This window comes from Pseudomonas sp. S3_A03 (assembly GCF_054668275.1).
The window spans coordinates 135,387-147,935 of sequence record NZ_CP162753.1 but is presented as its reverse complement, the minus strand read 5'-3'; the positions used below and the strand labels follow the sequence as shown (position 1 = coordinate 147,935).

10 protein-coding genes and 2 pseudogenes are annotated in these 12,549 nt (G+C 61.2%); 9 read left to right on the top strand and 3 right to left on the bottom strand.

The features are described 5' to 3' along the window. The first annotated feature begins 1 nt into the window (after position 1). The 5 genes and pseudogenes from AB4O25_RS00735 to AB4O25_RS00715 all read left to right on the top strand — a co-directional run bounded on the left by AB4O25_RS00735 (position 2) and on the right by AB4O25_RS00715 (position 6,009). A pseudogene (locus tag AB4O25_RS00735) lies at positions 2-1,623 on the top strand (MFS transporter). A 159-nt stretch (positions 1,624-1,782) separates the two neighbouring features. Further along, a pseudogene (locus AB4O25_RS00730) lies at positions 1,783-3,733 on the top strand (DNA topoisomerase III). A gap of 132 nt (positions 3,734-3,865) precedes the next feature. After that, the gene (locus AB4O25_RS00725; RefSeq protein WP_065878672.1) at positions 3,866-4,306 is read left to right on the top strand and encodes a CBS domain-containing protein; all 441 of its coding nucleotides are present in this window, start codon (positions 3,866-3,868) and stop codon (positions 4,304-4,306) included. Positions 4,307-4,314: 8 nt separating this feature from the next. Beyond that, positions 4,315-5,160 carry an NAD-dependent protein deacetylase gene (locus AB4O25_RS00720; RefSeq protein WP_460150267.1) on the top strand — a complete coding sequence of 282 codons (846 nt, stop codon included), beginning with the start codon at positions 4,315-4,317 and terminating at the stop codon, positions 5,158-5,160. Between the two features lie 519 nt (positions 5,161-5,679). Continuing rightward, complete coding sequence (locus AB4O25_RS00715; protein WP_017530495.1) at positions 5,680-6,009, top strand: hypothetical protein; 330 nt, start codon at positions 5,680-5,682, stop codon at positions 6,007-6,009. Between the two features lie 62 nt (positions 6,010-6,071). Here the strand turns inward: AB4O25_RS00715 and AB4O25_RS00710 are convergent, their stop codons facing one another. After that, a complete protein-coding gene (locus AB4O25_RS00710) occupies positions 6,072-6,974 on the bottom strand; it encodes a LysR family transcriptional regulator (protein WP_017530494.1) in 903 nt (300 codons plus the stop codon). A gap of 136 nt (positions 6,975-7,110) precedes the next feature. Here AB4O25_RS00710 and AB4O25_RS00705 point away from each other — a divergent pair, with 136 nt between their 5' ends. The 3 genes from AB4O25_RS00705 to AB4O25_RS00695 are packed head-to-tail and all read left to right on the top strand — an operon-like array spanning position 7,111 to position 9,696. Further along, positions 7,111-7,809: a CoA transferase subunit A gene (locus tag AB4O25_RS00705; protein ID WP_003173073.1), complete on the top strand. Its 699-nt coding sequence runs from the start codon at positions 7,111-7,113 to the stop codon at positions 7,807-7,809. A 34-nt stretch (positions 7,810-7,843) separates the two neighbouring features. Beyond that, on the top strand, positions 7,844-8,503 hold the full coding sequence (locus AB4O25_RS00700; protein ID WP_032886654.1) for a CoA transferase subunit B: 660 nt from the start codon (positions 7,844-7,846) through the stop codon (positions 8,501-8,503). An 11-nt stretch (positions 8,504-8,514) separates the two neighbouring features. Next, positions 8,515-9,696: an acetyl-CoA C-acetyltransferase gene (locus AB4O25_RS00695; RefSeq protein WP_116079637.1), complete on the top strand. Its 1,182-nt coding sequence runs from the start codon at positions 8,515-8,517 to the stop codon at positions 9,694-9,696. 121 nt (positions 9,697-9,817) lie between these two features. Here the strand turns inward: AB4O25_RS00695 and AB4O25_RS00690 are convergent, their stop codons facing one another. After that, positions 9,818-10,237, bottom strand: a complete 420-nt coding sequence (locus tag AB4O25_RS00690) for a PaaI family thioesterase (RefSeq protein WP_068934572.1) — start codon at positions 10,235-10,237, stop codon at positions 9,818-9,820. 157 nt (positions 10,238-10,394) lie between these two features. Between AB4O25_RS00690 and AB4O25_RS00685 the strand changes: the two genes are divergently transcribed. Beyond that, entirely contained in the window at positions 10,395-11,183 is a 789-nt protein-coding gene (locus tag AB4O25_RS00685) for a DUF4349 domain-containing protein (protein WP_460150266.1), read from the top strand. On the opposite strand, the gene AB4O25_RS00680 is transcribed toward AB4O25_RS00685, so the two are convergent. Continuing rightward, the gene (locus AB4O25_RS00680; RefSeq protein ID WP_460060685.1) at positions 11,184-12,269 is read right to left on the bottom strand and encodes a DUF1615 domain-containing protein; all 1,086 of its coding nucleotides are present in this window, start codon (positions 12,267-12,269) and stop codon (positions 11,184-11,186) included. It abuts the gene before it with no gap. Positions 12,270-12,549 lie beyond the last annotated feature (280 nt).

Below are 12,549 nucleotides of genomic sequence, written 5' to 3'. Positions count from 1 at the left end.
GATGTCAGAACACGCTCAAACCCTGGGCTCGACGCGCGACGCGAGCACCAGCAACGACTCCAAGAAAGTCATCTTCGCCTCGTCCCTGGGGACGGTGTTCGAGTGGTATGACTTTTCCTCTACGGCGCCCTGGCGGCGGTGATCAGCAAGCAATTCTTCGCCGGGGTCAACGACACCACGGCGTTTATCTTTGCCTTGATGGCCTTTGCGGCCGGCTTTGTGGTGCGCCCATTCGGCGCGTTGGTGTTCGGCCGCCTGGGCGACATGATCGGGCGCAAGTACACCTTCCTCGTCACCATCATCCTGATGGGCGTGGCGACCTTCTGTGTCGGACTGTTGCTCAATTACGCGAGCATCGGCATCGCAGCCCCGATCATCCTGATCGTGCTGCGCATGCTGCAAGGCCTGGCGCTGGGCGGCGAGTACGGCGGCGCGGCCACCTATGTGGCGGAACACGCGCCGGCCGGCAAGCGCGGCTTGCACACCAGCTGGATTCAATCCACCGCGACCATCGGCCTGCTGCTGTCGCTGCTGGTGGTGCTGGCCTGCCGTTACTTCACCGGTGACCAGTTCGAGGTGTGGGGCTGGCGGATTCCGTTCCTGTTCTCCATCGTGCTGCTGGGCATTTCCACCTGGATCCGCATGAGCCTGCATGAGTCGCCTGCGTTCCTGAAAATGAAAGAGGAAGGCAAGGCCAGCAAGGCGCCGATCCGTGAGTCGTTCGGCAAATGGGAAAACCTCAAGGTGGTGCTGATCGCGCTGTTCAGCATCAACGGCGGGCAAGCCGTGACCTTCTACGCGGCGCAGTTTTATGTGCTGTTCTTCCTCACGCAGTTCCTGAAGATGGACCCGGCGCTGGCCAACATGCTGCTGATCATCAGCGTGGTGATTGGTGCACCGTTCTTCATCTTGTTTGGCTGGCTGTCGGACAAAGTCGGGCGCAAGCCGGTGCTGATGCTCGGCCTGCTGCTGGCGACCGTGCTGTACTTCCCGATCTTCAAAAGCCTGGCGCACTACACCAACCCGGCGATGGACCAGGCCAGCCGCCAGGCGCCGATCACCGTGCTCGCCGACCCCGCCACCTGCACCTTCCAGTTCGACCCGGTGGGCAAGGCGCGTTTTGACAGCCCATGCGACAAGGTCAAGACCTTCCTGGTCAAACAAGGCCTGCCGTACAGCAGCGTCGCCGCACCTGCCGGCAGCCCGGTGCAGGTGAGCATCGGTGAGGTGCGCATCGACGGCTTTGACGAACAAGCCCTGCGTGGCGCCGTGACCCTGGCCGGCTACCCGAGTTCGGCGGATGTGGCGCAGGTCAACAAAGTGATGGTGGTGGTGCTGATCGTCGCACTGATCCTGATTGCGGCCATGTGCTACGGCCCGCTCGCGGCGTTGATGGTGGAGCTGTTCCCGACGCGTATCCGCTACACCTCGATGTCGCTGCCCTACCACATCGGTAACGGCTGGTTTGGCGGGTTCCTGCCGACCGTGTCGTTTGCGCTGGTGGTGTACACCGGGGATATCTTCTACGGCTTGTGGTACCCGGTGGTGATTACCGGGGTGAGCCTGATTGTGGGGTTGTTCTGCCTCAAAGAAACCCGGCATGTGGATATCGATAAGAACTGATTTGCCACACCGCGACCTCTGTGGGAGGGGAGCAAGCCCCCTCTCACATTAAAGTTCAACCAGCCACACACATTGCTGTACATCCATACAGATAATAGTTGCCGAATCGGCCTTGACTGCGCATCCTGCACAGCATCAACCCGATCTGATGTGACGACCATGCGGCTGTACCTCTGTGAAAAACCCTCCCAGGCCAAGGACATAGCGGCCGTGCTCGGTGCCAGCCGACGCGGCGACGGCTGCTGGCTGGGCAATGGGGTCACCGTCACCTGGTGCATCGGCCACCTGCTGGAAACCGCCCCGCCCGATGCCTACGACGCCAAGTACAAACGCTGGGTGCTGGCCGACCTGCCGATCGTCCCGGAAAAATGGAAAATGCAGGTCAAGCCCAAGACCGCCAGCCAGTTCAAGGCCGTCAAGCGCTTGCTGGGGGAGGCCCAGGAACTGGTGATCGCCACGGACGCCGACCGCGAGGGCGAGATGATCGCCCGCGAGCTGGTGGAGCACTGCCGCTATCGCGGGCCGATTCAGCGCCTGTGGCTGTCGGCGCTGGACGATGCCTCCATTCGCAAGGCCCTGGCGGCGCTCAAGCCCGGCGCGCAAACGTTCAGCCTGTATCACTCGGCCCTGGGCCGCTCGCGCGCCGACTGGCTGATCGGCATGAACATGAGTCGCTTGTTTACCCTGCTTGGGCGTCAGTCCGGCTATCAGGGCGTGTTGCCGGTGGGCCGGGTGCAAACGCCGACCTTACGCCTGGTGGTGGACCGCGACCGCAGCATCGCCGATTTCGTACCGGTGGCTTACTGGGCCATCGATGTGGACCTGCGCCACGCGCGCATGACCTTCACCGCGCAATGGCGCGCAGCCGAGGACGCCTGCGACGATCAAGGTCGCTGCCTCAACCCGCGACTGGCCCGCGAAGCCGCCGATGCAATGAGCAATGCCGCCAGCGCCCGGCTGCTGAAACTGCGCACCGAACGCATGCGTGAAGTGGCGCCCCTGCCCTTCGACCTGGGCACGCTGCAAGAGATCTGCTCCAAGAAGCTCGGCCTTGGCGCCCAGGAAACCCTGGACATCGCCCAGTCCCTCTATGAAACCCACAAGGTCATCACCTACCCGCGCAGTGACTGCGGCTACCTGCCCGTAAGCCAGCACAGCGAAGCGTCGAAGATCCTCGCCGCACTGGGCCGCGCCGATACGGCGGTGGCCGAACTCATGCCGCATGTCGATCCCCAGCGCCGCTCACGAGCCTGGAACGACGCCAAGGTCAGCGCCCACCACGGCATCATCCCCACCGGGGCCGGCAAGGAGGTGGGGGCAACTCAGTGGCAAGCATCGCGCGGTATACACGCTGATTCGCGCGCGGTACCTGGCGCAGTTCCTGCCCAACCATGAGTACGATCGCACCCAGGCGGATTTCGACTGTGCCGGGTTTGCGTTGCGAGCGGTGGGCAAGGTGGTGATCGAACCGGGCTGGAAGCGCGCCTTGCCCGAGGCCCTGGCGCCGATCAAGGGCCGCGAGGCACCGGCACCGCAAGCCTTGCCGACGCTGGTGCAGGGCCAGGATTATGCGGTAGCCAAGGTCAACCTCAAGGACCTGTGGACCCAACCGCCCAAGCCCTTTACCGAAGGCGACCTGATCAAGGCAATGAAAAACGTCGCCAAACTGGTGGAAGACCCCCTGCTCAAGCAGAAACTCAAGGACACCACCGGTATCGGTACCGAAGCTACTCGCGCCGGAATTATCCAGGGGCTGCTCGACCGTGGGTACTTGGTAAAAAACGGCAAGGCGCTGTCGGCCACCCCGGCGGCATTCAGCCTGATCGACGCGGTACCCCGCGCCATCGCCGACCCTGGCACCACCGCCATCTGGGAACAGGCGCTGGATATGGTGCAAAGCGGTGAAATGAGCCTGGAAGAGTTCGTCGCCAAGCAAGCGGCCTGGATGAGCAAGCAGGTGGCGCGCTGCAATGGCATGCGCATGACCATCACCGGCCCCGCCAGTCCGGCGGGCAAAGGCGCCACGCCATGGAAAAACAAGCGCAAAACCGCATCACGCAAAGCAGCGGCCAGCCCCAAGCGCGGTAAAAAACCGGTTATTGCAGGGTAAACGTACAAAAAAACCGGTAAATGACGTTTTTCGACGGGTTTAACGCCGCTTTAGATCTTGCCCCGACGCAGGCGGTCTAGGATTCTGTAGGTGACCCGCTGACGTCCCAATAACAACTCCGGAGTGGCTGCCATGAAAACCGTCGCACAATTGCTCAAAGCCAAGGACCAAAAAAACCAGGACGTCCACACCATCAAATGGGATCACACCGTGTTTGAAGCGCTGGTGCGCATGTCGGAGAAAAACGTCGGTGCCTTGCCGGTGGTCAAGGATGACGTGGTGGTGGGCATCATCAGCGAACGTGACTACGCGCGCAAAATCATGCTCAAGGGCCTGTCGTCGGTCACCACCAAGGTCCACGAAGTGATGAGTTCGCCAGTGATCACCGTCGATACCCATAAAAGTGTCGAAGAGTGCATGAACATCATGACCGACAGTCACCTGCGCCACCTGCCCGTGGTCGAAGACGGCAAACTGCTGGGCCTGCTCTCCATCGGTGACCTGGTCAAGGAAGCCATCGCGGAACAGGCTGACCTGATCAAGCAACTGGAGCAGTACATCCGCGGCGAATAGGAGAAACCATGCTCGATACCCTGGCACATCAGGAAGACCATCTCGATACCTTGTACCGAGCCATGGCCGATCGACGCTTTCTGGTGTTGACGGGGGCAGGCATCAGCACATCATCGGGAATCCCCGACTACCGCGACAGCGAAGGGGTGCGTCGAGGCAAGGCGCCGATGATGTACCAGGAATTCCTGGCCACCGCGCAAGCACGACGCCGTTACTGGGCGCGGGCGATGCTCGGCTGGCCGCGAGTACGCATCGCCCAGCCGAACAATGCCCATAGGGCGCTCGCGAACCTGCAACAGCGCCAGCGCATCACCGGCCTTGTTACCCAGAACGTCGACACCCTGCATGATCAAGCCGGCAGCCATGATGTGATCGAGTTGCACGGTAGCCTGCACCGCGTGCTTTGCCTGGATTGCGGGCAGTGCAGCCAGCGCGATGTGATCCAGCGAATGATGGAGCTTGATAACCCCTACCTGGCCGGCGTCGATGCCATGCAGGCACCCGATGGCGATACCCTGCTCGACCCGGCGTTTGAAGAGCGCTTCCAGGTCCCACACTGCCCCCACTGCGGCGGCCAACGCTTGAAGCCGGATGTGGTGTTTTTCGGCGAGAACGTCGCCCCACCGACGGCGGCGAAGGCAATGGCTGCAGTGGAGTGTGCAGAAGGACTGCTGGTGGTGGGCTCGTCGCTGATGGCTTATTCGGCGTTTCGCCTGTGCAAGGCCATGGTCGAGCAAGGCAAGCCGGTGATCGCTATCAACCTGGGCAAGACCCGTGGGGATGAACTGTTGCAGGTGAAAATCCAAGCCTCTTGCGAGGCGCTGTTGCCGCTGCTTGCAGAGCGACTCGGATAGGGCAAACAACACACGGCAATGAGGGGCTTGCGTGGAGTTTCCCCCTCGTTCAAGCGACCAACCGTTCCAAAAAATGACGCCAAGGTCACGTTTCCACGCATCCCACCGCCCCGCCTGAAATTTATGTAGTGCGCAAAAATAATCACTACATAACCGTTGACGTAACCTTTTTGTCCTTGCATGATCTAGACGTCTCCCGCATCGGGAGCGTTGGTAACAGATGTTTTGAAAGCGCTCGTCTGACCGCCGAGCTGTTTTTTCCGGATGTGCACTGCCCACAAGGCAGATTGATGAAGCTGACCGGTTCCGAAAGGAACGGGTACAAGAAGCTCAAAGGCTGCTTGTCTTCGTTATGAATGCATTGCGTAGCAGTTCATCAGCAAAACTACATGCATCAGGTTCAAGACCCTGCCCGTATTCGGCAGACCGTCACTGACGCCCGGCGTTTAACGCCGGAGACAACTAAGCAGTTTTAACGGAATCAACTGATAGATCGCCAACTGGTCAAGGGGCTTACACATGAATCTGAACAATCAACCTACTATCGATGAATTGGCTGAGATGTTCGCAGCGCAGAAAGATACACTCGACGATCATATTCTGTGGGTAGGAAAATCGGGCGAAGTGCAAATTGACTGCCTGGCGCCCCATACCGAAGAAGCCGAGTTTGACCGCAATCACCGTGAGCTGGCGGCGCGCCTGAAGATGTACCGCCGCGGCCAGGGTTATGTCGGCAAGAAGGCCGCAGCCGATCGCAACTTTATCGAGCAGGTATTCGACACACTTAACCATGCTTGGGACTCTTTCAAAGACAGCTCGCAAGTTAAAGTGATCGATCGTTACTACTAACTAAATCTCGACCTCAAGTGGGAGTTGGCTTGCCAACTCCCACTTGTGTTTGTTGGCACTTTTCAAAAAGTTGGAAACCTGCCTTGTTCCGCCTCACTGCGAAAAATATCGAATAACACCTGCGCCGCCGCCGACAGTTCATGCCCCGGCTTGGTCAACACGCCAATCGGTCGTTCGATCACCGGGCCATTCAATGTGATGCAATGGGCCCCCGCCTCCTCCATCTGCTGCGCGCATAACGCCGGCACGGCACTTACGCCCAGGCCGCTGGCAACCATCTTACCCACCGTTGCCAATTGATGGCTTTCCAGGGCCACGGGCAGTTTCATCTGCAAGGCACCCAAGTGCTCCTCCAGCATGACCCGCACGGTGGACGGCCGCTGCAAGGTGATGAAAGGCTGTTCCAGCAAGGTTTTCCAGGCGATCTCGTCACATTGCGCCAACGGCGAGTCACCCGGCACCACAGCGATGAAACGGTCCAGGTACAGCGGCGTAAACGCTAATGAAGACCCCTCTGCCGGCTCAAACGCAACGCCCAGCTCCACCTGGCGGTCGCGGACCATCTCCAGCACCTGCTCGTTGATCAGGTCATGCACCGTCACATTCACCTGAGGGTAACGCGCACGGAATATCTTCAGGATCGGCGGCAGTAAATTGCCTGCGAACGACGGCATCGCCGCCACCGTGACGCGCCCACGCTGCAAGGTAAAGCGCTGGCGCAGCTCATCTTCGGCATTGTCCCAGTCGGCAATCAATCGACGCGCCAACGGCAACAAGGATTCACCTTCGGGAGTCAGCGCCACGTTGCGGGTGTTACGGCTAAACAGGCGACCGCCCAGCCCTTCCTCCAGCCCCTTGATGGTCAGGCTCAGCGCCGACTGGGACAGGTGCAGGCGCTCGCAGGCAGCGGCAAAACTCAGGCTCTGGGCCACGGCTAGGAAGGCACGCATTTGTTTAACCGTCATGGCGCTGCTCCGAAAGGGATGGACTATGCTGTTTTCTAAATCAATCGACCTAAAAAAACAACTTAACAAATCAATGCGTCGGCGCAACACTCGGCTCATTGGCTGGCCCACACATAATAAATAGAGGTGCATGCACATGGCAGGTTTCGACAAACGCGTGGCGTCCTACGAGGAAGCACTGGCAGGCCTGGAAGACGGCATGACCGTGCTTGCCGGCGGTTTTGGCCTATGCGGCATTCCGGAAAACCTCATCAATGAGATCAAGCGCAAAGGCACCCGCGACCTGACAGTGGTTTCCAACAACTGCGGCGTCGACGGTTTTGGCCTGGGCGTGCTGCTGGAGCAAAAGCAGATCAGCAAAGTGATTGCCTCCTACGTGGGTGAAAACGCCCTGTTCGAGAAGCAATTGCTCAGCGGCGAAATCGAAGTAGTCCTCACCCCCCAAGGCACCCTGGCGGAAAAAATGCGCGCAGGCGGTGCCGGCATTCCGGCCTTCTTCACCGCCACCGGCGTCGGCACCCCCGTCGCCGAAGGTAAGGAAACCCGCGAATTCAACGGCCGCCCCTACCTGATGGAAGAGTCGATCACTGGCGACTTCGCCATCGTCAAAGGCTGGAAAGCCGACCACTTCGGCAACGTCATCTACCGCCACACCGCCCAGAACTTCAACCCACTGGCCGCCACCGCCGGCAAGATCACCGTGGTCGAAGTCGAGGAAATCGTCGAACCGGGCGAGCTGGACCCGGCGCAGATCCACACCCCTGGCATCTACGTCGACCGGATCATCTGCGGCACGTTCGAGAAGCGCATCGAACAGCGCACCGTGCGCAAATAATCTGCCCCCAGCCCGAACAATAAGGACGCATAACATGGCTCTTACCCGCGAACAAATGGCTCAACGCGTCGCCCGCGAAATGCAGGACGGCTTCTACGTCAACCTCGGCATCGGCATTCCGACCCTGGTGGCCAACTACATCCCCGAAGGCATGGAAGTGATGCTGCAATCGGAAAATGGCCTGCTCGGCATGGGTCCGTTTCCGACCGAAGAAACCATTGATGCGGACATGATCAACGCCGGCAAACAAACCGTGACCGCGCGTATCGGCGCGTCGATCTTCTCCTCCGCCGAGTCCTTCGCAATGATTCGCGGCGGCCATGTCGACCTCACCGTGCTCGGTGCGTTTGAAGTGGACGTGCACGGCAACATCGCCTCGTGGATGATCCCCGGCAAGCTGGTGAAAGGCATGGGCGGCGCCATGGACCTGGTGGCCGGCGCGGAAAATATCATCGTGATCATGACCCATGCCTCCAAGGACGGTGAATCCAAGTTGCTCAGCCAATGCAGCCTGCCGCTGACCGGTGCCAACTGCATCAAGCGGGTACTGACGGACCTTGCGTACCTGGAGATCGAAAATGGCGCTTTTGTCCTCAAGGAACGCGCACCTGGCGTCAGCGTTGAAGAGATTGTGAGCAAGACCGCCGGTAAACTGATCGTCCCGGACCACGTTCCAGAAATGCACTTCCAGTGAGGACAGATTCCATGCAAGACGTCGTGATTGTTGCTGCCACCCGCACCGCCGTGGGCAGCTTCCAGGGTTCGCTGGCGAATATTCCGGCACCGGAACTGGGCGCCGCCGTCATCCGTCGCCTGCTGGAACAGACCGGTCTGGACCCGGCCCAGGTCGACGAAGTGATCCTCGGCCAGGTGCTCACCGCAGGCAGCGGCCAGAACCCGGCGCGCCAGGCCTCGATCCTCGCCGGCCTGCCCCACGCCGTGCCGAGCCTGACCCTGAACAAAGTCTGCGGTTCGGGCCTCAAGGCGCTGCACCTCGGTGCCCAGGCGATCCGTTGCGGCGACGCCGACGTGATCATCGCCGGCGGCATGGAGAACATGAGCCTGGCACCGTACGTACTGCCCGCTGCGCGCACCGGTTTGCGCATGGGCCACGCCAAGATGGTCGACAGCATGATCACCGACGGCCTGTGGGATGCATTCAACGATTACCACATGGGCATCACCGCCGAAAACCTGGTGGACAAGTACGGCATCAGCCGCGAAGCACAGGATGCCTTTGCCGCCGCTTCTCAGCAAAAGGCCAGCGCGGCAATCGAAGCCGGACGCTTTGTCGACGAAATCACGCCGATCCTGATCCCGCAGCGCAAGGGCGACCCCGTAGCTTTCGCGGTGGACGAACAACCTCGCGCCGGTACCACCGCCGAATCGCTGGGCAAGCTCAAGCCGGCATTCAAGAAAGACGGCAGCGTAACCGCCGGCAACGCCTCCAGCCTCAATGACGGCGCGGCCGCCGTGTTGCTGATGAGCGCCGACAAAGCCAAGTCCCTGGGGCTGCCCGTCCTGGCCCGCATCGCCAGCTATGCCAACGCAGGCGTCGACCCGGCCATCATGGGCATCGGCCCGGTTTCGGCCACCCGTCGATGCCTGGACAAGGCCGGCTGGAAGCTCAGCGACCTGGACCTGATCGAAGCCAACGAAGCCTTCGCCGCGCAATCCCTGGCGGTGGGCAAAGAGCTGGAGTGGGATGCCGACAAGGTCAACGTCAATGGCGGCGCCATCGCCATCGGCCACCCGATCGGTGCCTCGGGCTGCCGCGTGCTGGTGACCCTGCTGCATGAAATGATCAAGCGCGATGCCAAGAAAGGCTTGGCAACGTTGTGTATCGGTGGCGGCCAAGGCGTCGCCCTGGCCCTTGAACGCAGCTGATTCAAAGAGCAACACTGGAAAGGCCCGGTTCCACGAAAACCGGGCCTTTCCTTTATCCGGTAGACCTGAAAAAACACCGTTCAAAGTGTGGGGGCTTGCTCCCTCCCACACCTGATCTTCGTTACCTGTGAGATTGAGGCACCGCAAACACCGCATTCGCCCGTGCCACCACCTTCTCCCCTACCTGCAGGCTCACCGTGGCAAACGCCATTTGGCGCCCGCGCTTGTGATGCTCCAACCGCACCACGACCCACTCCCCCACCTGCACCGCCCCCAGGTAATCCACGGTCATGCTCGCTGTAATCAATGGCAACGGCGGCTCGCTGGAAAACGCCATGGCGTAGCCCATGCCGATATCCGCCAGCGTCGCCAACACCCCGCCATGCACGGTGCCGCGCCCATTGGCATGGCGATTGTCGGCGCGCAGGCCGATTTCTAATCCCAGGCCTTCGCCCCGGCAGTATGCCGGGCCAAGCAGATCTAGCAGTGGGCTGCTGCGGGGCAACGAAACAAACCCTTCGGGCACAGTGTGAGTGATCATGATGCGTTCTTCCTTGATGTCAGGCTCAAGATGTACGCCTGCTCCCGAACCCCGGCCACCACCATCAGGCGTGCAAATCTTGCGCGATACTTTGCGTTAATCCGCCGGACCCGCTTTAATCGCCGCCAATTTCCCCCGCACATCTTAAGGATCCGCAATGCGCCATCTGGACGGCAACCCGCTTCGCGTCCCGCTATTGATCTTGCTGACCTGCCTGGCGCTGGGCGGCTGCTCGCCCAAGGAGCACTCCCGCGCCGCCGCCATCAATGGCGAACAAGGCCGGGCCGGCGCACAACTGGCCTACGAACACGAACTGACCTTGGCCCTGCCCGGCGCCCTGCTCGCGCCGCGCATGCAGGCTACCCGTGAGGCCTGCGAAACGGCGCGGTTCGGCGCCTGCAATATCCTGGGCATCACCGAAGACAGCAACGGCGGCGAGATCATCCTGCGCATCGCCCCCAACGGCGTAGAACCAATGGTCGCCCTGGCCGCTGAAGGCGGTAAGCTCGGCCAGCGCATCACGACCGCCGAGGATCTGGCCGACGCCGTCGACGATGTACGCCGCCGCAAGGACCGCCTGCAAACCCAGCAACAACGCCTCGATGAACTGGCCAAGCGCAAGGACATCACCGTCAGCGACCTGATCGCCCTGAGCAAGGAACAGGCCGGCATCGAAAATGATCTGCAAGCGCTGGCCCAGGTCGCGGCCGGCCAGCAACGTCGTCTCGACACCAACCGTGTCACCTTGAACTTCCGCTCCGCGGACGGCGCGAACCAATCGTCACGCTTGAGCCGGATGTTCAGCAACCTGGGTACGAATATGGTCGAAGGCACGGCTGACGCGCTGGAACGCGCCAGTTACATACTGCCCTTTGTAGTCCTGGCGTTCCCGGTGGTCTGGTTGTGGGTGTGGCTGTGGCGCAAGTTTGTGCGCCGCCGCACGTAGTCAGCGCTTCATACAGCGCTGATAGCGCTCATCGACGCGCTTGGCAAACCAGGCCGTGGTGAGGTTGCGGGTGATCTTCGGGCTCTTGAGCACAATGCCCGGCAGGATCGCCCGTGGCATCGGCGCGCCGTTGGCCTTGTCGGCCAGGGCAAACACGCGTTTGTAGAGGGTGGTGTCTTCAAAATCCAACCGCTCGCCCTGCTCCAGTTGGCTGCGAATGCTGGGGTTACGCATGTCCAGCCTGGCGCCCAGGGAACGTACCGCCAGTTCGGTGGTGCCGGGCAGCAATGAGCCATAACGGATCAAGTCGCCATCCAGCGCCAGCTCAGTGCCCGAAGCCCGGCTGACCGCCGCCTGGAACGCGGCATTGCGACTCGCGTACCAGCCGGCATTGAAGTCGGCGAAGCGGTACAGCGGCTGGTCGTAGTTCACCGGATAACCCAGCAAGTGGGCGATGCCGAAGTACATGCCGCCACGCCGGGTGAAAACCTCCCGACGAATCGTGCCGTCCACCGTGTAGGGATAACCCCGCGCCTGTTGCTGCGCAAAGTCGATGCTGACCTGCATCGGGCCGGCGGTATGCACCGGGTTGAAGCCGCCAAACAGGGTGTTGCCCAAGGGCACCATGCTGATGAAGTCATCGAAGATGCCGCTGAGGTCTTTCTCGGTGCGCGCCGCGTTCAAACGGTCGGCGTAGGACTTGCCGCTGGGCGACTTCAGCTGCAGCGCGCTGCGCACCACAAAGGCCGGCACATGCACCTTGCCGGCCCGGCGCAGGATTTCGTCCTGGGCAATCTTGCCCATGTTCGGCACGGGTGGGTCGACCTGAAACGTAGACTCCTGCTCGGTCACCGCCAGCACGGCGCAGATATTTTCGGTGCTGGGGTAGATCTTCTGGGTGTCGAAGGCGGTGTAGATGTCTTGGGCCCAGCCATTGCGGTCCGCCACCTTGGCCGGCAGCAAGCGCACGATCTGCGCCTTCACCTCGGCCTCGCTGCGCTCCGGCTGCTGCGGGCCGCGTGAAGTGGAACAACCGGCCAACACCAGCCAGGGGGTGAGGCACAGGATCAGGCGGCGTAGGGACATTGGGCTTCCTTGAAGGCGATGGGCCGGGCGTTGCGATATGGACCGGTAAGTCTGGCGTGGGTTCGCCAGGTTGCCGGGAACGTTCGGCCTGCGCCATCCCGCGCGGACACGCTTTTCCTCCGGTCGCACAGATACTGTGATTGACCCTACCGGTAACTTGAAGCTGTAGGACTGCTTAACCTGTAATCCAGCTCCTACGACGGCCCCCGCATTTACCCGAAGTTTTGGCGAAACCTCCTAGCCGTCCTGGCGAACAGCGCCGACTTCTTTACCTGACGAA

Coding starts and splice junctions, on each gene's coding strand:
- AB4O25_RS00685 (WP_460150266.1), top strand. CDS start 10,395: ATGCGCCATCTGGACGGCAACCCGCTTCGCGTCCCGCTATTGATCTTG.
- AB4O25_RS00695 (WP_116079637.1), top strand. CDS start 8,515: ATGCAAGACGTCGTGATTGTTGCTGCCACCCGCACCGCCGTGGGCAGC.
- AB4O25_RS00720 (WP_460150267.1), top strand. CDS start 4,315: ATGCTCGATACCCTGGCACATCAGGAAGACCATCTCGATACCTTGTAC.
- AB4O25_RS00710 (WP_017530494.1), bottom strand. CDS start 6,974: ATGACGGTTAAACAAATGCGTGCCTTCCTAGCCGTGGCCCAGAGCCTG.
- AB4O25_RS00680 (WP_460060685.1), bottom strand. CDS start 12,269: ATGTCCCTACGCCGCCTGATCCTGTGCCTCACCCCCTGGCTGGTGTTG.
- AB4O25_RS00690 (WP_068934572.1), bottom strand. CDS start 10,237: ATGATCACTCACACTGTGCCCGAAGGGTTTGTTTCGTTGCCCCGCAGC.
- AB4O25_RS00705 (WP_003173073.1), top strand. CDS start 7,111: ATGGCAGGTTTCGACAAACGCGTGGCGTCCTACGAGGAAGCACTGGCA.
- AB4O25_RS00700 (WP_032886654.1), top strand. CDS start 7,844: ATGGCTCTTACCCGCGAACAAATGGCTCAACGCGTCGCCCGCGAAATG.
- AB4O25_RS00715 (WP_017530495.1), top strand. CDS start 5,680: ATGAATCTGAACAATCAACCTACTATCGATGAATTGGCTGAGATGTTC.
- AB4O25_RS00725 (WP_065878672.1), top strand. CDS start 3,866: ATGAAAACCGTCGCACAATTGCTCAAAGCCAAGGACCAAAAAAACCAG.